This window comes from Neobacillus sp. YIM B06451 (genome assembly GCF_032667185.1).
Classification (GTDB): domain Bacteria; phylum Bacillota; class Bacilli; order Bacillales; family Cytobacillaceae; genus Bacillus_D.
Genome location: NZ_JAVFKJ010000001.1, coordinates 260,839 through 286,659 on the forward strand (window position 1 = coordinate 260,839; position 25,821 = coordinate 286,659).

The window sequence follows — 25,821 nt, forward strand, 5'->3', positions numbered from 1 at the left end:
GGAATATCGTCTATCTTTATTCCCGGAATCATATATTTTACAAAAAGTTCGAGAGAGGCCAGATAAGCGGGAGGCATTCAATTGAATAAAATCTATGTATTGGATACAAATGTTTTGCTGCAGGACCCGTATTCGATTTTTTCGTTTGAAGACAATGATGTTGTCATCCCTGCTGTTGTATTGGAGGAAGTGGATTCTAAAAAGAGGTATATGGATGAAATCGGAAGGAATGCCCGCCAGGTATCAAGGCTGATTGACGGATTCAGGGCGTACGGCAAGCTTCATGAAAGAATCCAGCTGGAAAACGGGGGGAATTTGAGGATAGAAATTAACCATCGTTCGTTCCATGAACTTCAGGAAATTTTCACAGAAAAAACAAATGACAACAGAATCCTTGCGGTAGCAAAGAACTTATTTTTGGAAGAACAGGCGAAGGAAAACGGGAAGCTCGTCATCCTTGTTAGTAAGGACGCCCTGGTCAGGGTAAAGGCGGATGCGATCGGCCTTTACGCCGAAGACTTCCTACAGGACAGGGTTGTCGAAGCGGACCACTTGTATGACGGGTTCCTTGAAATCCACTTACCGGTTGATACGCTTAACAAATTTTATGCAACTGGGGAATTGCATGTTTCGGAACTCGCGAACCACCCTTTTTATCCAAATCAATTCCTGATTATGAAAGATGCACTTGGAAGTTCAGCCTCCGCCTTGGGGCTTATCGATAGCTCGGGAAAAAAGGCAAGGAAGCTCGTCGCGAAACAGGACCATGTTTGGGGTATCCATGCGAGGAATGTCCAGCAAACGATGGCGATTGAATTGCTGCTGAGGGGGGATATCCAACTAGTGACTTTATCCGGGAAGGCGGGAACCGGGAAAACGCTGCTCGCGTTGGCCGCTGGACTAATGCAAATTGAGGACTTGAAGCAATACAAAAAGCTGCTTGTGGCCCGCCCGATCGTTCCTGTCGGAAAGGATCTTGGTTTCCTGCCAGGGGAAAAACAGGAAAAGCTCAGGCCGTGGATGCAGCCGATATTTGATAATCTGGAGTTTTTATTTAATACAAAAAAACCTGGGGAACTGGATGCGATATTGGCCGGCCTTGGCTCGATTGAAGTGGAAGGGCTGACCTATATAAGGGGAAGGAGCCTTCCTGACCAGTATATTATCATTGATGAAGCTCAAAACCTGACAAAACACGAGGTGAAGACCATTTTGACAAGGGTGGGAGAGGGCAGCAAGATTGTCCTGATGGGCGACCCTGAACAAATAGACCATCCATACTTGGATGCATACAATAATGGGCTAACGTATGTCGTTGAAAAATTCAAAGACCAGCCGATTGCTGGCCATGTAAAGCTGCTGAAGGGGGAAAGGTCTGGGCTGGCACGGCTTGCTGCGGATTTATTATGAAGAAGGAAAAACAGCCCGCGGGCTGTTTTTTCATTGCGGAAAGGTTCCTCTTTGAATTCATTAGTTAATGAATAATTCCGTTACATTCCTAATGGGATTGTCCCTGTTTGATCCATCCTTTAGGTAAAGATGGATCGGGCCATCTTCGCGAAGCGGCTTGCCTTTATATGAAAATGCGGCGATCAAGTTGTTAGCTTCGGAAAGGGGGAAGGAATATTCCTTGCCGCCAGCCTTTACGATAAGGGTACTTGCATCTGCATCCGGCTCCGCATTTTTTAGGAAAGGTTCAATCGGCATACCGAATGAGCCTTCGAGAATTTTTTGTTTTTCATATGTTTTCTTTCCTGGTGCTGCTGGAGGTTGTGCCCCTTCAGTGATTTCTTTGTCCCACTGCTGCGACGCTGACTTTGTATATGCCTCCAGTTCGCTGCCGGATTCTTGCGCATGTTCAAAAATCGTTTCGAGATCCACACGGCGTTCGTCAAAAATCCAGACGCCCGGGTCGATGGTAATCGGAAATTTGACCTTTCCGGTTACTTGAATAATTCCATCCATAACCATTCCTCCAATTTCTTGCTCCATTATGAGTATACCCTGTAAGTTGTTTAATGTCATTTATCCGGGCGAGAAGGATTAACCAACCGTTTGGCTTAATAATTCTTGCAATTTCAGGACAGGACCTGTAAAATTTAAAGATAGTGTAGTAATCGCTCGGAAACGGGGGGATCGATGTTGGCGTCCGAAATGATCATCAATCATCAGGAAAAAGCATATGCCCTTTTACAGGCTGACGCTGAAAAAATATTGAAGCTCATCAAGGTACAAATGGATAACTTGACGATGCCCCAATGCCCTCTTTATGAAGAGGTATTGGACACGCAGATGTTTGGCTTATCCAGGGAAATAGATTTCGCCTCAAGGCTGGGGCTGATAGATGAAAAGGACGGCAAAGCCATCCTTGAAAAACTGGAGAGGGAGTTGTCCGCCCTTCACGAAGCCTCAATGAAAAAATAATTTTCAAACCCAAACACCGCCGTGTTTGGGTTTTATTATTTTTTGCATACCGTATTTCAAATATATTTCAAATCAGTAAAATAGCATTTTATACAACTAAAACACATCATTTTCATTTATAATAGATACATCCATTATGGAATTGGGGAAATGCGATGCTGAAAAAAATACTTAAATCATATGATTATTCGTTGATAGCGGTCATAGCAATGTTATCAATTTTTGGCCTGGTAATGGTTTATAGCGCAAGCATGGCATTCGCAGTCCAAAGATATGGCGTGGCCCCTGACCATTTTTTTCAAAAACAAAGGATTTTTTTACTGGGGGGAGCAGTAATTTTTTCACTATTTGCTTTCTTTCCCTATAAAATCATGAAAAGCACCAGGTTTCTCGTTCCTATGGTCCTCCTTTCGCTTGCGGGCCTCGGAGGTATCCTTGTGTTTGGGAAAGTGGCCGGAAATGCCCAGAGCTGGTATGAAGTTGGCGGGATAAGTATCCAGCCATCTGAATTTGCAAAACTAGGGGTCATCATTTATTTGTCTGCTGTCTATGCGAAGAAACAAAGCTATATCAATGAGTTTAACAAAGGCGTCGTACCGCCGCTCATGTATCTAGTGGCCATAAGTGTACTAATCATGCTCCAGCCAGACTACGGTACTGCGGGTATTATTATGCTGATTGCAATTTTCATCATTCTTTCTTCGGGAATGAATTGGAAAAATATATTAAAGCTTATCGGGATCGGGACAGTCCTTCTTACTATTTTTGCAATTGGCTTTCATGACCACATATTTTCTCCCGAGCGGCTGGAGCGCTTTACAGTCCTCGAAGACCCGTTTAGGGACGAGCAGGATGAAGGCTTTCATCTGACGAATTCACTCCTTGCAATTGGGTCTGGAGGAATCACGGGCCTTGGGCTGGGAAAGGGAGTACAGAAGCTGGGATACCTGCCTGAGTCCCATACCGATTTCATCATTGCTGTTATCGCGGAGGAACTTGGTATTTTAGGAGTCGCGTTTGTTCTCGTTTGCCTCGCATTCATTGTGTTGAAAGGAATTCGTATCGGGATGAAGTGCAAGGATCCGTTTGGAAGTCTCCTGGCCCTGGGGATTTCTAGCATGATTGGCATCCAGTCAGTTATTAACCTTGCGGGTGTTTCGGGAATGATTCCTTTGACAGGGGTACCGCTCCCATTCGTCAGTTATGGGGGGTCATCCATTATCCAATTGGCGATTGCGTCCGGGATTCTCGTCAATGTTTCGATGTTTGCCAATTATGAAAGTAAATTTAAAACGAAGAAGGCGCAAACCCCACCCGCGCCTGCGGTTCGTGAACCAATCAGTGTAAGGAGATAGACGGGCGACTGTCTTGTTAAAAACCTTTTAAAAACTGAAATCTAACAAAAAAGATGCCTCGCTGAGTGAGGCATCTTTTTTCTGTGTTATTTCAGTTTACTCCGATAAACAAGGAGGATAAAATAGCTGAACATCCCAAAGAGGCACGTGATGAAAAACGCATGGGAAAGTGCGATGTAAAGGTTCAATCGTGTAAAAATGGCAAGGGCTCCGGACATTACCTGTAAGGACACAAGTATGAGGCAAATTATCCATCCCCAATAGATCACCTTCTGATCCCGGTAATTCCGCGCAGCAAGCCATGCGATATACGCCACCCAAATAAAAATAATCCCAGCAGCCGTCCGGTGGCCCATTTGTACCCATTCATAAATATTATCCGGCAAGGTAAAACCGCTGCTGTTGCACAAAGGCCATTCTGGGCAAACGAGGCTTGCGTTTATGTGCCTGACGAGTGCCCCGGTGTAAATGACAATGTAGCTATAGACTGTCACCCAAATAATATGGAACCGCATCCTCTTGTCAATAACAAGATTTTCGGCATCGAATTTCTTATCCACTTCAAAAATAAGCAGGGTCAAAAGAAAGACTGATGCGAAAGAAATTAGAGAAATGCCAAAGTGTAGCGCGAGTACAAAATCGGATTGCCCCCAAACAACCGCCGCCGCTCCAACCAAAGCTTGAATCACAAGAAAAGCGAAAGAAAGGAGTGCAAGGAATTTTGTTTCCCTTATATGGCCGATCGCTCGCCATGCCCAAATTGATAAGCCCAATACCATCAAGCCGACTACTCCAGACACGAGGCGATGGGAGAGTTCGATGATTAATTCCGGTGTTATATCACCTGGCATAAACTCGCCATTGCACAATGGCCACGATCTTCCGCAACCCATTCCTGAATCTGTTTTTGTTACGAGCGCGCCTCCAAGTAAAATAAATATCATACCAATTGTTGTTGCAACTGCAAACCACTTCAATGAGCGTCGCAAAAGATCACCTTCTTTAAAGTTCAATAATTTGTCATAAAAACCAGTTGTCAGTATAATAAATGGGAGTTGGCGGAGAGGCCCTCATACATAATAGCCAAGAAAGGGAGAAAAGAACAGAGTTATGCATGATTTTCCGCCTCATTAATGAGGCGTACAAAACCGATAGTCGATTCCTGGCAATGGCAAGACGCATATTTCTACAGCTTCATTCCCTAAAGAAAAAATGCGTGAATTTTCTTTCAATAATATCGGTTAGTTCTTTTATTATAGTAAAATAAGAAAATACCACGAAATAATCGGGTTTACAAGCACCATTCAAGATGCCAGGCAACATTATTCATTTTTTCGTTAAAATAGGGAAGGAATAGCCGTCTTTTTCATTTTAACTTATTTAAGTTGATGCCGAAACAAAAAATGTTCAATGGCAATCATACTTTGTCATAAATTTGTTAAATTAAATTCAAAAAAAGTTCACAAAAAAGGTATGAAGTGTGATTTAATATACAGAGAAAGCAATTACCTTTTTCTTATATAATTAACACTATTTAAATAGTGAAAATATAACAGCAAAATAGATAGAGAGAATCAAGACCGATTACCCCCTTTGGCAGGATGGCCTTTTAAAGGAAATGCCTGACTAAGGGAAGATAGGGAGGAATCAGGATGTCCAATCCGAAGGCATACAGCGAAGCATCGGTAAATGAAGGACTTGGAACAATCGGCCTCGAAAAGACGACGGCCTGGAAAGACTTTTTGGCTCTTATCAAGATTGGCATAGTTAATTCGAATTTAATTACAGCGTTTACAGGCATCTGGCTGGCCCTTCAATTTTCCGGAATGCGTTTCCTTGACAACCTTGAAATCGTATTTTTCACGCTAGCGGGATCTGCGCTCATTATCGCGGGGTCTTGCAGCATAAATAATTTTTACGACAGAGACATCGACCCATACATGGAACGGACAAAGAGCCGTCCAACCGTAAATGGCAAGGTACAGCCTGCACTTGCGTTATGGCTCGGTCTTGCGCTTGTCCTAATAGGCACTTTATTTTTATTCCTGACAACCACGACAGCGGCAGTGATTGGCATCATTGGCGTTTTCAGCTATGTGGTCCTTTATACAATGTGGTCCAAACGGCTTTATGTATCAAATACAATCGTTGGAAGCATTTCAGGCGCTGTCCCGCCACTAATTGGATGGGCTGCGGTTGATCCGGGCCTCAATCCAATGGCATGGGCGTTGTTCGCTTTAATGTTCGCGTGGCAACCACCCCATTTTTACGCGCTTGCAATGCGGCGAGTCGAAGAATACAGGGCCGCTGGCATTCCGATGCTTCCTGTTGTAAAGGGTTTTCAGGTAACAAAGCATCATATTGTGTTTTGGGTTGCCATGCTGCTCCCAATCCCATTTTTCCTTGATTCACTTGGGATCCCATTCCTGGTCCTTGCTACTTTGCTAAACATTGGGTGGCTTGCATTGGGGATTTATGGATATAGGATTAAAGATGATATCAAATGGGCGAAATTGATGTTTGTCTATTCGCTTCAGTACATGACGATTATGTTCGTGGCGATGGTCATTTTCTCAGTCATCTAGTTTCACCCACAGGGGCTTCCTGCCCGGCAGGAAGGCGGATCCGCCAACACATTAAGACTTTAAATGAAAGAGGGGTTAGATTAGGCTATGAAAAGGCTTGCAAAATGGCGCCTGTTCCCGTTGTTCACGGCTTTGGCGCTCATTCTCTCCGGCTGCGGGGAACCATATCTATCAGCGCTTCGACCTGCTGGCGAGGTTGCTGAAAGGCAACTTTGGCTAATGAAACTAAGCACCTGGATTATGGTTTTGGTTATCCTGGTAGTAACGGTCATCTTCCTTATTGTTTTGTTTAAATACCGCAGAAAGCATGACAAGGAAATTCCAAAACAGGTTGAAGGAAACCACGCGCTGGAAATCATTTGGACAGTTATTCCTATTATTTTGCTATTGATCCTTGCAGTACCAACTGTTGCCGATACTTTCCATCTCGCGGATGTAAAGGAAATGGATAAGAAAAACAAGGATGGCACAAGGGATGCGCTTGTCGTCAATGTACGTGCCAGCCTGTATTGGTGGGAGTTCGAATACCCGGATCAAAAGATTGTGACGAGCCAGGAACTGGTCGTTCCTACCGATGAAAGAGTATATTTCAATCTTAAAGGATCCGATGTAAAACATTCATTTTGGATTCCTGCTGCAGGCGGGAAGATGGACACAAATACGGATACTGTGAATAAGATGTGGCTCGTGTTTGACAGCAAGAAAGCGGAAGAAGCAGGGGATTTATTCTATGGGAAATGTGCCGAGCTGTGCGGGCCATCACACGCCCTGATGGATTTCAAGGTGAGGGCAGTACCGCGCGATGAATTTGATAAGTGGGTGGCTTCCATGCAGGACGTTACGGAACCTGCCAAGCCAGAAACCGCTGATGCGCAGGCTGGACAGGAAATCTTCAATCAGAGCTGCATTGGCTGTCACGCAGTAACACCTGCCAATACGACTCCTGAAGCCGCAAGGCAAGGTCCAAATCTGACTGACTTTGGCGATCGTACACGCATTGCGGGCATTTTGGAACATAATGAAGAAAATTTGAAAGATTGGATTAAAGATCCTGATAAATACAAGCCAGGAAACCTTATGACCGGGGCTTACGGAGAACTTAGCGATGAGCAGCTTGACCAGCTCGCAGCTTATTTGATGGGGTTGAAAGTCCAAGATTAACGGGGGATTTGTTGAAAGGGAGGTAAAACTGTGAGTACCTACGCTCAAAAAAGGGGATTCGGCGCAGTTTTATGGGACTATTTAACGACTGTCGACCATAAAAAAATTGCGATCCTATACTTAATCGCAGGCGGATTTTTCTTTATCGTCGGCGGCCTGGAAGCGATGTTCATGCGCATCCAGCTGATGCGCCCCGATAATGATTTCGTATCTGCGGGCACGTTTAACGAATTACTTACAATGCATGGGACGACGATGATTTTCCTTGCAGCCATGCCGCTGCTATTCGCATTTATGAACGCCGTTGTGCCCCTGCAAATCGGCGCGCGCGACGTTGCGTTCCCATTTGTAAACGCACTTGGCTTCTGGCTGTTTTTCTTTGGGGGGCTTTTCCTGAACCTTTCATGGTTTTTCGGCACCGCACCTGATGCAGGTTGGACGTCTTACGCCTCGCTAGCGACACATAGTGAGGGACATGGTGTCGATTTCTATATTCTGGGCTTGCAAATTTCCGGATTTGGTACGCTGATGGCGGGGATCAACTTTCTTGTAACCATCATTAATATGCGTGCGCCAGGCATGACTTATATGAGGCTGCCGTTGTTTACATGGACTACTTTTGTAGCTTCGGCACTTATTCTGTTTGCTTTCCCGCCGCTAACTGTTGGCCTTACGTTATTAATGTTCGACCGGATGTTTGGAGCAAACTTCTTCAACGTTGCAAATGGCGGAAACACTGTAATTTATGAACACTTATTCTGGATTTTCGGTCACCCTGAAGTATACATTCTGATACTTCCGGCGTTCGGTATTTTCTCTGAAATTTTCAGTATTTTCTCACGAAAGCGCTTGTTCGGTTATTCTTCAATGGTTTTTGCAACCGTTTTAATCGGTTTCCTTGGATTCATGGTTTGGGCTCACCATATGTTTACAACTGGTCTCGGCCCTGTGGCGAACGCTATTTTTGCCGTTGCAACGATGGCAATTGCGGTACCGACAGGAATCAAAATCTTCAACTGGCTGTTTACGATGTGGGGAGGAAGTATTAAGTTTACGACCCCAATGTACTGGGCTGTCGCATTCATTCCTTCATTCGTCATGGGGGGCGTAACTGGTATCATGCTAGCATCCGCTCCACAGGATTATCAATACCATGATACTTATTTCGTTGTTGCGCACTTCCACTATGTAATCGTCGGTGGCGTTGTATTCGCCCTTATTGCCGGAACACATCTATGGTGGCCGAAGATGTTTGGGACGATGCTCAACGAAGTTATGGGTAAAATTACATTCTGGCTATTCTTTATCGGCTTCCATCTGACATTCTTTATCCAGCATTTCCTTGGCCTGATGGGAATGCCGCGCCGAATTTTCACTTTCCTGCCTAACCAAGGGCTTGATACCGGGAACATGGTTAGTTCAATAGGCGCATTTTTAATGGCCGCAGGAGTAATTGTGATGCTATACAATATTGTTGTTACACAAATTAAGAATGAGCGTGTTGGAAATGATCCTTGGGAGGACGGCCGGACCCTTGAATGGTCAATTTCGTCACCAGCTCCATTCTATAACTTTAAGCAGCTTCCGCTAGTCCGCGGACTAGATGCATTATGGCTTGAAAAAATGGAAGGGAAAAAAGGCATGATGCCTGCCGAACCGCTTGGCGACATCCACATGCCGAATTCTTCCTTCGTCCCAGTTGTCATCTCGTTTGGTTTCTTCGTTGCCGCTTTTGGCGCGATGTATAATCCGGACGGGCATGTGTGGGCGGTCCCGGTAATAATCATTGGGCTCCTTATTTCCTTTGGGGCAATGATTTTCCGTTCCGTCAAGGACGACCATGGATTCCACATCCATAAAGAAGACCTAATTGATAAAGACGACAAGGGGGTTGAGGCATAATGCAAACTGAAGAAAAATTGACGTTTGAAACTTGGCCCGCCCTCCCTGAAAAAGCAACGCTTGAAGGAAAAAACAAGTTTCTTGGTTTTTGGCTATTCCTTGGCGGGGAAACGGTATTGTTCGCTTCCCTGTTTGCGACTTATCTTGCTTTAAAGGACAGGGTGCCCGACGATACCCATCATTTGGCGAAGGATATTTTCGACCTGCCGCTAACGTTTGTCGCGACTATGCTCCTGTTGACAAGTTCGCTGACAAGTGTGTATGCGATGCACCATATGAAAAACTTTGCTCACAACAAGATGATGCTCTGGCTTGGCATTACTGTCGCTCTTGGCCTCGGCTTTCTTTGCCTTGAGATTTATGAATTCAACCATTATGTCCATGAATATGACCACAAGTTCACAAGTTCGGCTTTTGGATCAGCATTTTATACGCTGGTTGGATTCCACGGCGCGCACGTTGTCTTCGGCCTGGTATGGATCATAACGTTGATGATCCGCAACGCGAAGCGCGGCTTAAACCTTTATAATGCACCTAAGTTTTATTTGGCAAGCCTGTACTGGCACTTTATCGACGTTGTATGGGTATTCATTTTTACAGTAGTTTATTTAATGGGAATGGTGGGATAAACTGATGGCGAATCAAAATTTGAACTCAGGGAACCCAAGAATCGACCTTGCTTACAGGAAGCGGAAAAGCAAGGAGGAGATGCGCCACCAGATCATCTCCTTCTCGTTGATGCTCTTTTTGACATTCATCTCTTTCGCTGCAGTAGGCATGGGAAGCTTTTCAAGCTGGTTTACTGTTCCCGTGATTTTGCTCCTGGCTGCTGTCCAGGTAATTTTCCAGTTGTATTATTTCATGCATATGAGCCATAAAGGACATGAAGCACCTACGTTATTTCTGTTTACCGGCCTATTGGTCGGCCTTATAACAATCCTTGCCCTAATGACAATCGTTTGGTGGTAAGAAAAGCGAAAGCGCCCGTTTAGCGCTGTATGGACTGGAGGGCCCCGATGTTGACTTATCGTAGCGAGGGGACCGACGTACACTAGGCGCTGGGCGCTATAGCTAGACAAAGAAAAGCGAACGCGCCCGTTTAGCGGTGTATGGACTGGCGGGCCCCGTTGTTGACTTATCGTAGCGAGGGGACCGAAGTACACTAGGCGCTGGGCGCTATAGCTAGACAAAGAAAAGCGAAAGCGCCCGTTAAGCGCCGTAGCTGGCCAAACTTTATGTATCCTCATTGGTAAAAAAAAGAAAATCGGCTTTATGCCGATTTTCTTTTTATGGATTAGCTCTGTCAATGGAGTTGCTTCCTTTGCTATCCGCTTTTCCACTAGCTATAATTGGAGTGGAAGAAATTTTATAGAGGTGATGATACGGTGCTTACTCTAGACATATTTGGTTTTCAAGCGCTTTGGAGCCCGTACTTTTTTATATCGGTTGCTGTTTTGACGGCTGGATACTTTTTGGTGACAGTAAAGTTCAGGGAGCGTTTCTCAGGCAGTGAGCCGTTAACCAAACGCCAGGCCTCCTACTTCGTCACAGCTGTGATTTTGATTTATGTGATAAAAGGCTCACCCCTGGATTTGTTGGGCCATATAACTTTTTGGGCGCATATGATTCAGATGGCATCTCTGTTCCTGATTGTCCCGCCGCTTATTATTATGGGAATTCCTCCGTGGCTGTGGAGGTTTGCCTTGGGGAAGGCGGTTTTCAATAAAATCTTTGTATTTTTGACGAAGCCGCTTATTGCTTTAATAGTATTTAACGGAATGTTTTCGATTTACCATGTCCCATTTGTATTTGATGCCGTAAAGCAGTCGATGTTACTGCATGCTAGTTATACAGGTACTTTGTTCTTTCTTGCCATCAGCATGTGGTGGCCGCTCGTAAATGAACTGCCGGAGCATCAAACATTAAGCGGCCTTAAGAAAATTGCTTACATCTTCGGTGACGGAATCTTACTTACGCCTGCTTGCGCCCTGATTATCTTTACGAACAGCCCGTTATATGCTACTTTTTCCGATCCGGCCCTTTGGGCGAAATCTTTGGAGCTATGTGTCTCTCCAACTCTGCTTGCAGGCCTTGACCTTACGGGACCTCAAATGTTCAGTTCCATGACACTTGTAGAAGACCAAAGGCTGGGCGGCGTTATAATGAAGATTATTCAGGAAGTTGTTTATGCTATTTTCCTTGCAAAAGTATTTTTTGAATGGTACAAGAAGGAGCATTCCGGGATTGATCCAGCACCCGAACCGATTCCTGCCGAGTAAAAGTCCCCTCTATGGGGGCTTTTCTATCGATGGGAATAATACTGGTTTGAAAAACGGCTTCAACTGGTTTAAAATTATAGTAGAATATATGATTGTGAGGATTAAAACATGGATCACACCCTCCCGATTTTGCCAACCATCAGTACCTCTTTTATCGTTATTAGTGCTATCCTTGTTGCAATAGGGTGGTACCAGATTTCAAAAAGGAAGGTGGAGGCCCATAAGCGGACAATGTTGTTTGCGGGGGCAGCAGCTTTAACGTTTTTCATTATTTATGCATCTAGGACAATATTCATTGGAAACACTTCATTTGGAGGACCTGACAACCTCAAAACATTGTATACGGTTTTCCTTGTATTCCATATTATTTTGTCTACAATAGGCGGCATAATGGGGCTTATAAACATATACACCGGCCTAAAGGACAAGCTTGGCATTCACCGGAAACTCGGCCCGGTGACCAGTATCGTCTGGTTTGCGACCGCTATAACAGGGGTTACAGTTTACCTGCTTCTCTATGTGATTTACACAGGCGGGGAAACGACATCAGTCATCAAGGCAATATTAGGTTCATAAAGTGGTTGGACAAAAATAACAGGCGGCTTAAGGGCTGCCTGTTTTTTTATTGTCTAAGAAATTTTAAATTGGAACCTCGTGGATAACTCGAAATAAATTATTTTAATCCAGCTCCAGCGCCTAGCCCCTCGAGGTCATAAGCCGGTTCCCTCCGGAGGGCAGGCCCGTCCTGCGGGCCCCGTCTTATGCTTGTCGGGGCTGACCAGGCGCTTGCGCATTTTGTTCTGTTAAATTTTAAAATTGAATTTTACAATCCCGGCTTCTCGGGCAGAGCTAAGAGCTACGACGAGTATGGGTCCTAGGACAATCCCGGTAAGGCCAATAATTTTGAACCCAAGGTACATCGCGGCCAGTGTCAGCAAAGGGGAAAGGCGGAAATGGGTACCGAGCATTTTGGGCTCAAGGTAATTCCTTGTGGTAATCAATACGGCTGCGAGCACCGACAATTGAATGGCTAACAATTCATGGCCCGTTAAGGCGGCAAATAGCGCCCATGGCCCAAGAACGATAATCGAGCCAATTATTGGGATAAAATCGAATATCCAAATAATAAACGCAGCAAAAACAGCCGCTTCCGGGATAATCAAATAAAGCCCAAGCAAGGAAATCGCGAATATCAGCACACTAACCAGCAGCTGGGCTTTCAAAAAACCGAGCATAATATAGGATAGCCTTGAAAACATAATATTGACTTTTTCCGCTGTCCGCTCCGACAAATGTTTTTGGAGGCCGTTCCTTAGTCTTGGGATATCCATCATAAACAAAAACAAAGCCACCAAATAAACTAGGAAGGATATGAGGAGGTTTGGGACGTTTGTTAGCAGCGCCCTCATATTCCCGATATTTACATATGCCAGAAGGGTATTTTTAATGGTCACGATAAATTTATCGAGCTGGCCGGTAATTTGTAGGACGATGGCTTCCGGCAAATCCTTTGCTGCCCGGGCAATTGCATTCTTCGCCTCGACCCAATGTGCCGACAGCCTATTGACATAGTCGGGCATATGGTTGACAGCGATGACCGCTTCGGTAATCGCTTTGGTCGCAACGTAGTAACCAGCGGAAGCAACGATGAGGACAAAGAGCGTAAATACAACAAGCACGGATGTGTTCCGTTTCAGCCCGAGCCTCGTGGTGGCAAGCCGGACACCTTGCTCAAGAAGAATGGCTGTAATCAGCGCCATAATCAGCGGGATTGAAACTGGCAAGATGAAATATAGGACAATGGCAGCGGCGGCAATTCCGCAAACCCAGGCGATTCTCTTTTTGGTAAAAAAAGCAGTCAATGGTTTATACCTTCCTTATACAAATAAATACCTTGTACTTTCATTATAGCGTTAAAAATGAAAAACGAACAATACCGTCTTTCTTTAAGATTCGGGAAATAAAAAAAGCGCAATCACTGATGCGCTTTTTTCGTCTAAAATATCATTCTTATAGTTTGTTTGCTACTCCGCAAATGCTTCAATTTCTTCTTTTAGCCGATCAAGCAAATTCTTACACTGATTGACAAGGGAAGCGGGGAATTGTTCGCCTTCACCGTATTCAACCCCATGCGGGTAATAATGTTTGCCAAGAAGTGGAGGAAGCAGCTGAATGATTGCCCTTCTCGAATCGATATCCCCTTCAACCGCATAACCACGCAGCCTAAGATAGAAAGTTCCATCCTTCAATTCGAATTTTTTATCAAAGGTAACACGTTCATAATCCCACTGGCCTTCACGGACGAGGCCATGGCTAAGCATTACCTCATCAAGCCTTCCTAGATCAGCCTTAAGTTTTTCAATACCCGTATTTTCAAACTTCATTTTTGTTATCCCCCTTTGAAAACTTGCCTGTAACAAGATTATCCGGCAATTTGCTCAATTTTTATAATAGTGGAAATGCCGTCATTATGCAATGAATTCAACTGGAAGATCCATCCGTTGTGGAATAATGAGGCGCGCCTGGGTGAAAGATAAAAACGTATTCATATAACCAAATCATTTTTTTTCGGGAGGAATCAGTGATGGAAAAAGTCGGCGATATCATGACGGAAAATGTAGAAACCTGTTCATTACTCGATAATATGTATGAAGTTGCTGTTAAAATGAAGGATTTAAACGTCGGGGCGATTCCTGTTGTGGATGACGGCAAGCTTGTTGGAATCATCACCGATAGGGATATTGTTGTAAGGGGTACGGCGGAAAAGCATCCCGGTTCCACAAGGGTGGAGGATATCATGACGGAAAAACTGTATACAATTTCACCTGATACAACCACTGAGGAGGCGGCAAGGCTGATGGCCAGGCATCAAATTCGGCGCTTGCCGGTGGTTGAGGGAAATAAATTGATTGGCATCGTTTCGCTCGGTGATTTCGCAGTCAGGGAATTAAGTGATGATCAGGCAAAAGGCGCCCTTTCGGAAATATCCGAATCAAACTATAACGGAGTCCAGCATTAGGAAAAAAGGCGTGAAAATCGCCTTTTTTCATTTTGAATGGTGTCCGGAGTGCCCAGTTGAGTAAAAACAAACCCATTGCGCAAATTTTGTTAAGAATTTGTTATAATTTTAAAGGCGGCTATTACCTTGGCCGCCACTGATGTTATAATTGATTTTGCCTATACATATATAGCTTTGTAGACAATCGGGGAAGGGGGGACGGTCCTGAAGACTCTTTTACGGATCCTTATACTATCGACTGTCTTTCTGACAATTGGATTTTATGTGAGCCAAAATAATTCAGATTATGATTCACTCATTAGGGAAGAGCCAGTGCCAGCACCGGAGGAACCAACCCAACCTGATCAGAGGGGGACAACGGGATACGAAATTCCCGAGCGGCCAGATGAAGGATTGTCTACATTGATCGGAAAGAATGTGGCCGAAGTGCAAAAAGCACTTGGAAAGCCGCAAAGAATCGATAAGTCCAGTTATGATTACGACTGGTATATCTATAACCATAGTCTGGATAAGTACCTCCAAGTCGGAATCCTTGATAATAAGGCGGTTACCATTTATGCAATTGGAAGGGACACAAATGTCGAACCGTTTTCTATTGGGAAACCGCTCGAAGAGATTTTTACTTCCTTCGCAATCCATACAAATATCAAGTTTGAGTATGAGGGGAATTCTTACCGGCTTGATTTGACCGATACGGATGTTAATACGATGCCGCTTATTCAGCTCGGAGATATTTATGCCCAGCTATATATCGATAAATTTACCGGCAGCCTGTCCAGCGTCCGGTTCCTTGACGCCGAAACACTCATTAAAATGCGGCCTTATGAAGTGGCTTACAGGGGAACCCTAATCGAACCCAGGGAATTGGGGGATGAGGAGTGGCAAGAAGTGGAGATGGGTGCGGAAAAGCAAATCTTTGACTTAACTAATGTATTGCGAATCCGCCACGGGCTAGAACCAGTTAAATGGGATGAAAAAACGGCACAGGCGGCCTATGGCCACAGCCTTGATATGTACGAAACAAATACGTTTTCCCATGTTTCGAAAAAGTACGGGAATTTATCCGACCGCCTGAAAAAGGCACGGGTAGTATACCAATCGGCTGGTGAAAATATTGCCGCCAACTATATTGACTCGCCCGCAGTGGTCGAGGGCTGGCTGAACAGCAAGGGCCACCGTGAAACCCTTCTTAATAAGGATTTTACCCATTTGGGAGTCGGCGTTTACCGGAAGTATTATACCCAGAATTTTATCCAGAAGTGGCTTGAATAATGAATGGAGGGTGGCGATGTGCCACCCTCCTTTTCAGTCCTTCTCAACAAACTCAACCCTGTTCGCGTGAAACCAGTTTTTTTCCCAGCTGCCATAAATCCGGACAACTTGGCCTGCGTGATAGTTGATCGGAGACGCGCCCTTCATTAATGGGGTGATGATTCTCGCCTTGGCCGTCCCCGTTTCAGTCCTTATTATTAGCTCCTGGACAAAAATATACCTGTGGTAATAAAAGCGCTGCCTTTCCTTAAAAACCGATTGCACTTCTCCAGTGACGATAGCTTCTTCTTTTGCAGAACCTGTTTGAAGCCATTTTATTTCGTTCTCTTTGGCCTCCTTCAAGGTAATCCAGAGGAAATACAAACAAATAATTGGTATGAGGATGGCGGTAACCATCAAGAATCACTCTCCGCTGCTTACCTTCTTCTCGACAATAAAGAAGCTTCCCGTTGCCTGTGCGGCTTTTTTGCCATCTTCCCGAAAAACCTCCGCACTTACCACCATCGTATTTCTTCCCTGATGGGCGATTTCCGCGCGGCATCGAAGCGTATTGCCAATCCCGGGGGCAAGGTAGTGGATATTCAGTTGGGATGTAACTGCTCCATAGCCTTCTGGTACGAGCGTATTGGCAAGGGTCCCCATGGCTGAATCGGCCAATGTGGCGGTGATGCCCCCGTGAACGATTCCCAAAGAATTGTACAGTGACGGATTGATAGGAATCGTTACTTCCCAGACAGAATCACTGGGGCTCTTTTCGTAATGGAGGATCCCACCGATATAGGTGGTTGACTTTCCTTCAATCTTGTTTTTCATTCCTTTAAGGACATGCGCCAATGCCTTAAGATCGGTTTCGTCCGCCTTGTCCATATAATCTTTAAGAAGCTGTTCCAATTCGTTTTTCAAGTTGTTCTCTCCTTTTCTCCCTAAATAGTACCATTAAGAATGATGTTTTTATAGTTTTTAGAATCCGCCTTTCACCTTTCTTTTTCGCCTACATATCGTAATATAGGCATGAAAAAAGGAGGGGATGCAACAATGGCAGGGGATAAGCTGCATCCTTCTGTAAGCAGGTTTAAGGAATTTGTCACAAATAATCCTCATATTGTAAAGGAAGTACGGGAAGGAAAAGCGACATGGCAGCAATTGTATGAGGAATGGTACCTTCTGGGAGAAGAAGATCCGCGCTGGAATGGCCAATCCGAAACAGGAAAAACGGATGCGGCCGAGGTTAAAGAAGACGGTGGAAAGTCCGACCTGATGAAGAATCTATTGAATATGGCCAAAAAAATGGACGCTGCCCAGCTGCAGGGGCACCTTTACAATCTAAGCCAGGCGCTTGGAGCGATTCAGGGATTGATTGGCCAGTTTCAAAGCAACCCACCGCCTCAGGAACCTCAGCGTGAAACGATTCCTCCACAGCCCTTTCCGTACCGCAAGGATTGATGGGAGGTAAGCCGATGAGGATGGAAGTGATGGAATTCATAGCGGCACGGAAGGACTTGCAACAATTCCTTCGGGAGCAGCCGGTCTGGTACCGGAAGCTGTCAAGGAATCCTAATGACCTGGAGGCGTTTGAAACGGCGTCTTTATACTACTTTGAAAAGACGATTCCCCACAGGGTGGCAAAGTTTTCAAACGGCGTACAGATGGCTTCAATGATGTTCCAAATGCTCCAAAGTATGAAGAATTCTAATCAGGGCGGTTAGGAAATCTCCTTGTTTAAATTGGAAAGTATATGGTTATTTTCAGAAAGATTTCACCTTTTCTCTGTCTACGTGGTAAAATGGCAGTGGAGGTGTACAAATTTGCTTGCGACTACTGAAAGAGTTGAATTGCTTGAATATGCCGAGCAGTTGGGCAAAATGGTTAGCGAATCCGATGTGGCCGAGTATTATCGGCTTTGTTTATATAAATTGCGTACAAGCCGGGAGTCTCAAAAAAAGATTTCCCGTTTCATCAAATTGAAAGATCAATATGAAGAAGTACAACGCTTCGGAAAATACCATCCGGATTACAAGTCCGTTATGATGGAAATAAGGGAAGCCAAACGGGATATGGATCTGGACGATAGAGTTGCGGAATTCAAGCGTGCTGAAAATGACCTGCAATCGCTGCTTGATGAAATCAGTGTCCTTGTCGGCGGTTCCGTTTCAAAGCACATCAAAGTCCCAACCGGAAATCCGTTTTTCGATACTGGTTCTAATTGTGGAGGAGGCTGTGGTTCGGGCGGAAGCTGCGGATGCTCGGCATAGGGGTTTGCGAATAGTGGAGAAATCTATGGCCGGCATTTGCCGGCCTTTATTGTTTTCTTTAAAAAAGACAGCCCGCGGAAAAAGGTTGTGTCCCATTTCATTCATTAGCGGCCCTTACCTTTGTAAAGGCTGCGTTTCCCAATAAAGACCAACTGTCAAATTGCAAACTGCCTGCTTTAACAACCGCATAGCTTTCTGCACTATGCCTAAAAAAATCGGTCATGTGAGAATCTGACACAGTCAATACATAAATTCCCACAGCAAAACATTTTTCTTTGCGGGACTAAAAACCGATGGCGAAAGACGTAATAGCTGCCTTCTGCTCTAACAAAGATCGTTTCGCTGCTAAGCCTCTTTCCTTTCATCACTTCTGCCGAACAAACCCGTATCCCTCTTTCAATTGCATCGAGGGTCCCGTTTTCATCAGGATGGATGAACAGGAACGGGATACCGGCAATTTTTCTCATTTCAATTGCCGTTACCCCTTGTATTCCCGCTGCTTTTTCAATAAATAGATTCCAAATCGAATCAAGATCCATTATTTAGAACTCCTCTCAAAAGTTCCAGGTTCCTTCTATATTTATTCGAGAGCAATTTCATTCTTGCCGCCAGCCTGATTGATTTATACCGTTTCGATATGCTAGACTTAAAAGAAACATCGATCATGAAGGGGAAAAACGTATGTTTGGGCAAAGGCAAGGTTTGGTGGTTTGGCTTTATACGTTGAAACAAGCCAAAATGCTGCGAAGATTTGGGAATGTCCACTATATTTCCAAGAAGCTTAAATACGCTGTCATCTACTGTAACCAGAGCGATATAGAAACAATTATGGAAAAGCTTCAGTCATACTCCTTTGTCAAAAAGGTGGAGCCTTCCTATAAACCTTTTGTAAAAATGGAATATGAAAATTCTTCACCTGACAAAGCGAAAGAATACGATTATAAAATGGGGATCTAAAGTGTCAGCCGGTTTTTCCGCTGATGTTCAGCCCGTTTAAGAGTGGAATCTAAGTGAGGGAGAGACTCCCTCGCTTTTATTTTTTCTTAAGCCTACGATAGTGGAGGCAGGAAATGGTTTAGGCGTAATATGCCAATCAACTGTTGATAATAAAGTTCAGTCTCCGCAAATAGTGATGATGGCTTTACGTCCAATTCATAAATTTCCTTTCCGAGCGATGCTGCCGCTTCCTGAAAGAGCGAGTATCTTTTGGATGACAACGTACGCGGATCGGGCACGCCTTCCCTGCAAATATAAATAGGCTGAAATTTTCCTTCGCCTGCGGGATTAAGGACGATCGCGAGTGAGGTAACGTCCTTATTGTCGATTACTGTATGCAGAGCGAGGAAATGCTTGATGCGATGAGAATTGGATTCCGCGATTTCAATCAATTCGTATAAATCCCCGTACCCCCTGCCAAGTTCAATGAAACGCTGAATCATTGAATTACGCCCCTTTTCACTTATTCTGCCTACTTACATTACCATACCAAGTCGTTTGGAAAAAGAAAAAAACCCCGCAGGAATCCTGCGGGGTCCTTCTATATCCCACCGGGGACAGAAGGCAAAGGGAGAGGAGAAACCGGAGGAAGAACTTATGGGGAAACGTAAGTCTTCTCCGCGGTTGGCAACAACATCCTCGAATCGATGTTGTTACTACCATTATTTCCACTGCTGGCAAGGTTATACACACCTTTCTCGAATTTTTTTAGAAAAGGAAATTTGATTTGGCTGGCAGGGCCAATTGTGTTAGGATTATGGAAAAAAGTATTATGCAGATTAGCGGTGATAGTTGATGAGAGTCGTTTCAGGAAGCTGCAAGGGCCGCCCGCTGAAAGCCGTACCCGGAGTAAGCACAAGGCCGACGACCGATAAAGTAAAGGAAGCAATTTTCAACATGATCGGCCCCTATTTTGAGGGAGGCGCTGGACTTGATTTGTTTGCGGGCAGCGGGGGCCTTGGAATAGAAGCATTAAGCAGGGGCCTGGATACGGTCATCTTTGTTGACCGGGACCCGAAAGCGATTATGACAATTAAGGAAAATATTCATGCGTGTTCCCTCGAGCCACGCACTGAGGTATACCGGAATGATGCGGAAAGGGCTTTAAAGGCCTTGAAGAAGCGGGAACTTGGTTTCGATTACATATTTCTTGATCCTCCCTATAAAAAACAGCAGCTTGTTTCCCTCCTGGAGAGGATATACGAGGACGGAAGGTTAACAAGCAAAGGGAAAATTGTGTGTGAACATAGCAAGGATGTACAATTGCCGGACAATGCAGGCGGCTTTGAAAAGATACGAAGCGAAGTTTATGGGGTTATCGCGATTTCGATTTTTGCTTATCCATATCCAATCCAGGAGGGTAATGACAATGGCTAGCATTGCAGTTTGCCCGGGCAGCTTTGACCCGGTTACGTATGGGCATCTCGACATCATCCGGAGGGGTGCGAAGGTTTTTGATGAAGTTTATGTTGTTGTCCTTAACAATTCATCAAAGAACCCGCTGTTTTCCGTTGAGGAGAGAATATCGTTGATAGGCGATGTCACAAAAGACTTAAAGAATGTAAAGGTCGACTCGTTCCAAGGGCTACTTGTCGACTATGCGAAAAGCGTTAACGCGGGAGCCATCATCCGGGGGCTGCGCGCAGTTTCAGATTTTGAATATGAAATGCAGATCACTTCAATGAATAGGGTATTGAATGAAAACATTGAAACCTTTTTCATTATGACCAACAATCAATATTCCTTCCTGAGCTCAAGCATTGTAAAGGAAGTCGCGAAATATGGCGGTAAAATTTCGGAGCTCGTTCCTCCGGCCGTCGAGGCGGCATTGCACAGGAAATTTGACTAAGGAAATTGTAAAAGCCGGGCAGCTTAACGCCCGGCTTTTGCTTATAGTAAGACAGATTATGGGCTCCCCTGTTTAAGTTTCCTGAATAAAATGGCTATGTAGATGGCCAGTGCAAAAATAGTGATCAACGGACCTGCTTCCGCAAGCTTGATATAGGAATAGGATAGAATTTGCGACTGCTCTTGCAGCATTACGGGGATTGCATCCAGCGGTGCTGTCGACCCGGCAATCCTTGAATAAAAAGGCTCCCATAACAAAAAAGAGAATGCACCCGCAAAACACCCGTGCAAAATTCTTGCGATGAAAAAAGGCTTGAACCGGATATCCGTTTGTGCCAAAATACTTGCGACCTGTGCCTGGACACTGAAGCCGCTAAATGCAAGGATAAAACTTGTGACCATGGCCTGCTGGCGCAATGTCGCCTCTTGAACCTGGCTCGTAAGTTGGCTTCCGAGTGTTATCTCAAACAATCCCGAAATTAAAGGAATGCTTAGCATCTCGGGAAAAGCCAGCGCGGAGAGCAGAAAATCAACACCTTTTGCCAGGAATGCGGTTATATGCAGATGGAACAATAGCTTATTTATAACGGAAAACAAGATGATAAATCCGCCGATCATAAGCAATGTCTGTATTGATGAAGTGACCGCGTCGCCAAGAAGCTTGCCGATGGGCCGGTTGTCCTTAATCCGTGTCCTGTGGAGAGCTGCGAGCGCCTCCCTGATTTTAAATTTACGGTGGCGGCTGCTTCTTGTTGCCCGCTCATCTTTTCCATAAAACCGCATAAGAAGGCCAACGGCAATATTTCCAAGATAATGGGAAACCGCAAGGATGATGCCTAAATGGGGATTATGAAAAAAACCAACCGAAACAGCCCCGAATATAAAGAGGGGGTTTGAGGAGTTTGTGAAAGACACCAGCCTTTCTGCCTCTACCCTTGTCAGGTTCCCTTCTTGCCTCAGCCGCGCGGTCAGCTTCGCGCCTGCCGGGTAACCGGAGGCCATGCCCATTGCCCATACGAATCCCCCAACACCCGGCACTTTAAATAGCGGCCTCATAAATGGTTCAAGAAGGACTCCAATGAACTTGACAACTCCAAATCCAATCAGCATTTCTGAGATGATAAAAAAGGGAAGCAGGGAAGGAAAGACAATTTCCCACCACATATTCAGGCCGCGGATGGAAGCGGAAAAGGATTCCTGGGGATAGGAAATGAGCGAGGCTGCCATGATGGTTACCGAAGCTGCCAGGAAGATTGTTTTTATTTTTGAACGGAACATGACTGGCCTCCTTCAGGAAACAAAGTGGAATGTATGGTTAAGCGGAAAAAGGCATGATAGAATTGTTTGGCATGCTAAAAGTTTGCAGAAAGGGCCAGGCAATTGGCTCCAATGTGTAAAAGTCGTTTACGGAAGGGCTGTGCGCTGCCGCATAACCCTTGTCCCTGTAACACAATATACTCATAGAATGATGATTTAGACCATAAGATTGAAGGAGATTTTCAAGCCATGCCAGCAATTCCGGTTATCAAGTTTATATACCGGCATTGAAGCCTCTGCCAAAGGTAGGAATGATTCGTTTTTAGGGGAGGACAGATTGTTATGGCTCCAAAAGTAGGTTTGGCACTTGGTTCAGGGGGAGCCCGGGGCTTTGCGCATTTGGGTGTGCTAAAGGTTTTCCGCGATGCAGGCATCCCTATTGACATGATCGCGGGCAGCAGCATGGGTGCACTTGTTGCATGCCTGTATGGGACCGGAATCGATCTGGAACGCTTTTATAAACTATCAATATCCTTCAAGAGGAAATATTTCCTTGATTTTTCCGTTCCAAAGATGGGGTTTATCGCTGGGAAACGGGTAAAAGAGTTTATCAGGATTTTCACACATAATAAAAATATTGAGGAATTGAATCTGCCAGTCGCAATTGTTGCGACCGATTTAATGAGCGGGGAAAAGGTTGTTTTTAAAAAAGGCCCCGCAGCCGAAGCGGTCAGGGCCAGTATCTCGATCCCTGGCATCCTGATTCCTGAAAAAATCGACGGGAGGCTGCTCGTAGATGGAGGGGTCGCTGACCGAATCCCTGTCTCCGTGGTGAAGGAAATGGGTGCGGATATAGTTATCGCTGTTGATGTTTCGGGTTATCAACGAAATGCCAGGATCGATTCGATTTATGATGTCATTATGCAAAGCATTGACATCATGCAGGCCGAACTTTTGAAAAACCGTGAAATCGAATCAGATGTGATGATTCGCCCTGAAGTTGGGAGATTCAGTTCTCGCGCCTTTACCAATATTGAAGAGATTATTAAAATAGGTGAAGAAGAAGCATTGAAACAAATAGAGCCAATCAATGCTGCCATTAGGCGCTGGAAGGAGCAGCAATAGACAATGCACAAAAAATACCTGAAAATTCCGTACGTACTCGCAGCACTCATATTTGCGGCAAGCATGTTTTATACTTTGCCCTATTATATTTCAAAGCCCGGAATGGCAAAGGAACTTGAACCAATAATCGAGGTGGAAGGTGGCCATAAGGAAGAAGGAAGCTTCATGCTTACGACGGTCAGGATGGGGAAAGCGAATATATATAGTTACCTTCTGGCGAAGTTCAGTAAATACCAGGAAATTTACCCTGTTGAAAATATCCTCCGCAAAGGGGAAAGTGAGCATGACTACAACACGAAACAGCTGCATATGATGGAAAGTTCAAAAACGAATGCAATAGAGGCCGCATACAAAAAAGCCGGTATTCCTGTTGAATACAAGTACAAGGGTGTTTATGTGATGAACATTGTACCAGGGATGCCCGCAGAAGGAAAGCTTGAAACAGGGGATAGGCTGATGAGCGTGGATGGCAAAAACCTGAAGTCATTGGACGAGCTTTTGTCCCGGCTTGCAGCGAAAAAGGCCGGGGACAGCGTTGATCTGGAATATGTAAGGAAAGGGAAACGGCATAAGGTCAACCTTGTATTAAAACCATTCAAAGAGCTTCCTGAAAAGGCAGGCATCGGAATTGAACCGGTTGACGACAGGGAAATCATTGTTAACCCTAAAGTGAACGTGAAAACGGATGAAATCGGGGGGCCATCCGCTGGCTTGATGTTTGCACTTGAAATATACAATCAGCTGACAAAGGATGATTTAACGAAAGGGTACAAAATTGCCGGTACTGGTACGTTAAGCGATGGAAATGTTGGGCCGATCGGTGGGATAGAACAAAAAATTGTCGCCGCGGACAAGGCGGGGGCCGATTACTTTTTTGCTCCAAATGAAAATGATGCGAAGGATTCGAATTATCGGGCCGCTGTTAAAACAGCGAAAGATATTGGGACGGAGATGGTAATCGTTCCGGTTGATACATTTGATGAAGCTGTTGCCTATCTTGAAAACCTTAAGCCCAAAAAAGGAAAGGGATGAAGCTATAAAGGCTTTATCCCTTTTCAATAAGTATAGGAGGCTGGCTGTATTCCATTTCAAGCAGTTTTTGGCCGCTGTTTCCCAAAAGTCCTAGCGAGTAGATGGCGGACGCCCTGATATCTAGGTTAATTTCTGGGCTGGAAAACGAGGAGAGCTTCGACACGAGCGGAATCCCGAATGATCCTTTGTGCTTGTTCAAATAGCGCCTCCCATTTTCCGTCATTCCGAGAAGGCGCAAGTAGCCCACCTCCTTGTTATGTTCAGCCATTTCCTCTTTTTTGGCGTTAACCAGTACGTGCGTGCAAAGGCGCTGGATCCTTGTCCAGGTGTAGCGCTTTGTTTTTGCACGCTCCATAAATTCTTGGAAATTTTCCGATCGGCGAGCGGCTTCCACAAGACGATTTTCGAGTCCTTCTTCCGCCTCGTATACCGTCCTGATTTCGATGGGGCTGCTTTGAAGGAGCCGATACTTCAAAAAAGGCCAATACGATTCCCAATGATGGAATCCCCCGAAGTTTTCCGAGTATTCCCTAAGGACTGCCCTACTCGGCGCAGGGATAAATTGTCCAATACCTTCAAGGCTTGTCCCGCCAGAGAACAGAGCTTTTCTAAGGCTCGTCGCGCTCGCTATGGTGGCGGAAGAAAAATCCTCGTCATGGTAATTTGCATTTTTCCTTTTTACCGTCAGGGGTTTCATCTTGCTCCCCAAGGAGGAAATGGATTTTACATAATGATAGCCAAGGATATTGTTTGGCTGGGACAATGGAATTGTTTCCTCGGGCGGATTCAGCTCAGCCAATGCCAGGGCGGTTGCTTTGGGGTAGCTTACCCCTGTTTTACTGTATTTTTTAATCAGGTCGTCATATTCCGCTCTTTTCCCTTCGATAAAATCGATTGTCTTGACGAACGCGCCAGCTTCCCCTGACTCGCTGCCGAAACAAAGATACGCGCAGCCGGCTGCGTCAAGAATGGAAACGGCTCCGCTGGCAAATATTTCCGCCTTTTGGGTGCTGAATTTATAAGGTAATTCAAAGACAATATCAACGCCATTTAACAGGGCCATTTTCGCTCTTGCCCATTTTGATACAAGTGCGGGTTCACCTCTCTGGAGGAAGCTGCCGCTCATTGCGGCAATGACGATATCCGCTCCCGATACTTCCTTCGCGGATTCCAAGTGATACAAATGGCCATTATGGAACGGATTATACTCTACAACAAGTCCGACGGCTTTCATCGTTTAGCCCTCCTGTTTCAGATACTATTACCTTTTACTATAAAGCAGGAGGGACGAACAGTAAAATCCCCGATTATGGG

At 45.0% G+C, this 25,821-nt stretch carries 30 protein-coding genes; 20 read left to right on the forward strand and 10 right to left on the reverse strand.

Annotated elements, in window-relative coordinates; genetic code table 11:
- Window positions 1-81: 81 nt before the first annotated feature.
- The gene (locus tag RB160_RS01210; protein ID WP_316568387.1) at window positions 82-1,410 is read left to right on the forward strand and encodes a PhoH family protein; all 1,329 of its coding nucleotides are present in this window, start codon (window positions 82-84) and stop codon (window positions 1,408-1,410) included.
- A gap of 60 nt (window positions 1,411-1,470) precedes the next feature.
- Here the strand turns inward: RB160_RS01210 and RB160_RS01215 are convergent, their stop codons facing one another.
- Window positions 1,471-1,965 (reverse strand): peptidyl-prolyl cis-trans isomerase, encoded by a 495-nt coding sequence (locus RB160_RS01215; protein ID WP_316568388.1) that lies wholly within the window; start codon window positions 1,963-1,965, stop codon window positions 1,471-1,473.
- A gap of 177 nt (window positions 1,966-2,142) precedes the next feature.
- On the opposite strand from RB160_RS01215, the gene RB160_RS01220 reads away from it, so the two are divergent.
- Window positions 2,143-2,424 (forward strand): Fpa/YlaN family protein, encoded by a 282-nt coding sequence (locus RB160_RS01220; protein WP_053368835.1) that lies wholly within the window; start codon window positions 2,143-2,145, stop codon window positions 2,422-2,424.
- A 155-nt stretch (window positions 2,425-2,579) separates the two neighbouring features.
- Window positions 2,580-3,779, forward strand: coding sequence for an FtsW/RodA/SpoVE family cell cycle protein (locus tag RB160_RS01225; RefSeq protein WP_316568389.1), 1,200 nt, complete (start codon window positions 2,580-2,582; stop codon window positions 3,777-3,779).
- Window positions 3,780-3,865: 86 nt separating this feature from the next.
- Here the strand turns inward: RB160_RS01225 and RB160_RS01230 are convergent, their stop codons facing one another.
- Window positions 3,866-4,768, reverse strand: coding sequence for a COX15/CtaA family protein (locus RB160_RS01230; protein WP_316568390.1), 903 nt, complete (start codon window positions 4,766-4,768; stop codon window positions 3,866-3,868).
- 663 nt (window positions 4,769-5,431) lie between these two features.
- Here RB160_RS01230 and cyoE point away from each other — a divergent pair.
- The 7 genes from cyoE to RB160_RS01265 all read left to right on the forward strand — a co-directional run bounded on the left by cyoE (window position 5,432) and on the right by RB160_RS01265 (window position 12,282).
- Complete coding sequence (gene cyoE / locus RB160_RS01235; protein WP_316568391.1) at window positions 5,432-6,364, forward strand: heme o synthase; 933 nt, start codon at window positions 5,432-5,434, stop codon at window positions 6,362-6,364.
- 87 nt (window positions 6,365-6,451) lie between these two features.
- Window positions 6,452-7,525 carry a cytochrome c oxidase subunit II gene (gene coxB, locus RB160_RS01240; protein WP_316568392.1) on the forward strand — a complete coding sequence of 358 codons (1,074 nt, stop codon included), beginning with the start codon at window positions 6,452-6,454 and terminating at the stop codon, window positions 7,523-7,525.
- A 30-nt stretch (window positions 7,526-7,555) separates the two neighbouring features.
- Entirely contained in the window at window positions 7,556-9,427 is a 1,872-nt protein-coding gene (ctaD, locus tag RB160_RS01245; protein WP_316568393.1) for a cytochrome c oxidase subunit I, read from the forward strand.
- A complete protein-coding gene (locus RB160_RS01250; RefSeq protein ID WP_316568394.1) occupies window positions 9,427-10,056 on the forward strand; it encodes a cytochrome (ubi)quinol oxidase subunit III in 630 nt (209 codons plus the stop codon). The genes ctaD and RB160_RS01250 overlap by 1 nt, the downstream gene beginning before the upstream one ends.
- A 4-nt stretch (window positions 10,057-10,060) precedes the next feature.
- Window positions 10,061-10,396, forward strand: coding sequence for a cytochrome c oxidase subunit IVB (ctaF, locus tag RB160_RS01255; protein ID WP_316568395.1), 336 nt, complete (start codon window positions 10,061-10,063; stop codon window positions 10,394-10,396).
- A gap of 416 nt (window positions 10,397-10,812) precedes the next feature.
- Window positions 10,813-11,706 (forward strand): cytochrome c oxidase assembly factor CtaG, encoded by an 894-nt coding sequence (ctaG, locus tag RB160_RS01260; RefSeq protein ID WP_316568396.1) that lies wholly within the window; start codon window positions 10,813-10,815, stop codon window positions 11,704-11,706.
- Between the two features lie 108 nt (window positions 11,707-11,814).
- Window positions 11,815-12,282 (forward strand): DUF420 domain-containing protein, encoded by a 468-nt coding sequence (locus RB160_RS01265; protein ID WP_316568397.1) that lies wholly within the window; start codon window positions 11,815-11,817, stop codon window positions 12,280-12,282.
- A gap of 227 nt (window positions 12,283-12,509) precedes the next feature.
- Here the strand turns inward: RB160_RS01265 and ytvI are convergent, their stop codons facing one another.
- Window positions 12,510-13,568, reverse strand: coding sequence for a sporulation integral membrane protein YtvI (gene ytvI, locus RB160_RS01270; RefSeq protein ID WP_316568398.1), 1,059 nt, complete (start codon window positions 13,566-13,568; stop codon window positions 12,510-12,512).
- Between the two features lie 162 nt (window positions 13,569-13,730).
- On the reverse strand, window positions 13,731-14,090 hold the full coding sequence (locus tag RB160_RS01275) for a YugN family protein (protein WP_316568399.1): 360 nt from the start codon (window positions 14,088-14,090) through the stop codon (window positions 13,731-13,733).
- A 200-nt stretch (window positions 14,091-14,290) separates the two neighbouring features.
- Here RB160_RS01275 and RB160_RS01280 point away from each other — a divergent pair, with 200 nt between their 5' ends.
- Entirely contained in the window at window positions 14,291-14,725 is a 435-nt protein-coding gene (locus RB160_RS01280; protein ID WP_316568400.1) for a CBS domain-containing protein, read from the forward strand.
- A gap of 204 nt (window positions 14,726-14,929) precedes the next feature.
- Complete coding sequence (locus RB160_RS01285) at window positions 14,930-15,997, forward strand: CAP domain-containing protein (protein ID WP_396954657.1); 1,068 nt, start codon at window positions 14,930-14,932, stop codon at window positions 15,995-15,997.
- Between the two features lie 33 nt (window positions 15,998-16,030).
- On the opposite strand, the gene RB160_RS01290 is transcribed toward RB160_RS01285, so the two are convergent.
- Window positions 16,031-16,393, reverse strand: coding sequence for a hypothetical protein (locus RB160_RS01290; protein ID WP_316569037.1), 363 nt, complete (start codon window positions 16,391-16,393; stop codon window positions 16,031-16,033).
- Window positions 16,394-16,399: 6 nt separating this feature from the next.
- Window positions 16,400-16,900 carry a PaaI family thioesterase gene (locus RB160_RS01295; protein ID WP_316568402.1) on the reverse strand — a complete coding sequence of 167 codons (501 nt, stop codon included), beginning with the start codon at window positions 16,898-16,900 and terminating at the stop codon, window positions 16,400-16,402.
- Window positions 16,901-17,032: 132 nt separating this feature from the next.
- Here RB160_RS01295 and RB160_RS01300 point away from each other — a divergent pair, with 132 nt between their 5' ends.
- The 3 genes from RB160_RS01300 to RB160_RS01310 all read left to right on the forward strand — a co-directional run bounded on the left by RB160_RS01300 (window position 17,033) and on the right by RB160_RS01310 (window position 18,249).
- Window positions 17,033-17,440 (forward strand): YlbD family protein, encoded by a 408-nt coding sequence (locus tag RB160_RS01300; protein ID WP_316568403.1) that lies wholly within the window; start codon window positions 17,033-17,035, stop codon window positions 17,438-17,440.
- 14 nt (window positions 17,441-17,454) lie between these two features.
- Window positions 17,455-17,703, forward strand: a complete 249-nt coding sequence (locus RB160_RS01305; protein ID WP_316568404.1) for a YlbE-like family protein — start codon at window positions 17,455-17,457, stop codon at window positions 17,701-17,703.
- Between the two features lie 99 nt (window positions 17,704-17,802).
- Window positions 17,803-18,249 carry a YlbF/YmcA family competence regulator gene (locus RB160_RS01310; protein ID WP_316568405.1) on the forward strand — a complete coding sequence of 149 codons (447 nt, stop codon included), beginning with the start codon at window positions 17,803-17,805 and terminating at the stop codon, window positions 18,247-18,249.
- A 206-nt stretch (window positions 18,250-18,455) separates the two neighbouring features.
- On the opposite strand, the gene RB160_RS01315 is transcribed toward RB160_RS01310, so the two are convergent.
- A complete protein-coding gene (locus tag RB160_RS01315) occupies window positions 18,456-18,788 on the reverse strand; it encodes a hypothetical protein (RefSeq protein WP_316568406.1) in 333 nt (110 codons plus the stop codon).
- A gap of 142 nt (window positions 18,789-18,930) precedes the next feature.
- Between RB160_RS01315 and RB160_RS01320 the strand changes: the two genes are divergently transcribed.
- Window positions 18,931-19,206 (forward strand): YlbG family protein, encoded by a 276-nt coding sequence (locus RB160_RS01320; RefSeq protein ID WP_316568407.1) that lies wholly within the window; start codon window positions 18,931-18,933, stop codon window positions 19,204-19,206.
- A 92-nt stretch (window positions 19,207-19,298) separates the two neighbouring features.
- Here RB160_RS01320 and RB160_RS01325 read toward each other — a convergent pair whose 3' ends face one another.
- On the reverse strand, window positions 19,299-19,688 hold the full coding sequence (locus RB160_RS01325; protein ID WP_316568408.1) for a DUF7147 family protein: 390 nt from the start codon (window positions 19,686-19,688) through the stop codon (window positions 19,299-19,301).
- 352 nt (window positions 19,689-20,040) lie between these two features.
- Between RB160_RS01325 and rsmD the strand changes: the two genes are divergently transcribed.
- Together rsmD and coaD are read left to right on the forward strand one after the other, a co-directional pair.
- Window positions 20,041-20,622, forward strand: a complete 582-nt coding sequence (rsmD, locus tag RB160_RS01330; protein WP_316568409.1) for a 16S rRNA (guanine(966)-N(2))-methyltransferase RsmD — start codon at window positions 20,041-20,043, stop codon at window positions 20,620-20,622.
- The gene (coaD, locus tag RB160_RS01335) at window positions 20,615-21,094 is read left to right on the forward strand and encodes a pantetheine-phosphate adenylyltransferase (protein ID WP_316568410.1); all 480 of its coding nucleotides are present in this window, start codon (window positions 20,615-20,617) and stop codon (window positions 21,092-21,094) included. The genes rsmD and coaD overlap by 8 nt, the downstream gene beginning before the upstream one ends.
- A 56-nt stretch (window positions 21,095-21,150) precedes the next feature.
- Here coaD and ylbJ read toward each other — a convergent pair whose 3' ends face one another.
- Window positions 21,151-22,371: a sporulation integral membrane protein YlbJ gene (gene ylbJ / locus RB160_RS01340; protein ID WP_316568411.1), complete on the reverse strand. Its 1,221-nt coding sequence runs from the start codon at window positions 22,369-22,371 to the stop codon at window positions 21,151-21,153.
- A 321-nt stretch (window positions 22,372-22,692) separates the two neighbouring features.
- Between ylbJ and RB160_RS01345 the strand changes: the two genes are divergently transcribed.
- Together RB160_RS01345 and RB160_RS01350 are read left to right on the forward strand one after the other, a co-directional pair.
- Window positions 22,693-23,475 carry a patatin-like phospholipase family protein gene (locus RB160_RS01345; protein ID WP_316568412.1) on the forward strand — a complete coding sequence of 261 codons (783 nt, stop codon included), beginning with the start codon at window positions 22,693-22,695 and terminating at the stop codon, window positions 23,473-23,475.
- A gap of 3 nt (window positions 23,476-23,478) precedes the next feature.
- The gene (locus tag RB160_RS01350; RefSeq protein WP_316568413.1) at window positions 23,479-24,507 is read left to right on the forward strand and encodes a SepM family pheromone-processing serine protease; all 1,029 of its coding nucleotides are present in this window, start codon (window positions 23,479-23,481) and stop codon (window positions 24,505-24,507) included.
- A 13-nt stretch (window positions 24,508-24,520) separates the two neighbouring features.
- Here RB160_RS01350 and RB160_RS01355 read toward each other — a convergent pair whose 3' ends face one another.
- Window positions 24,521-25,741, reverse strand: a complete 1,221-nt coding sequence (locus RB160_RS01355; protein WP_316568414.1) for a nucleotidyltransferase — start codon at window positions 25,739-25,741, stop codon at window positions 24,521-24,523.
- Window positions 25,742-25,821 lie beyond the last annotated feature (80 nt).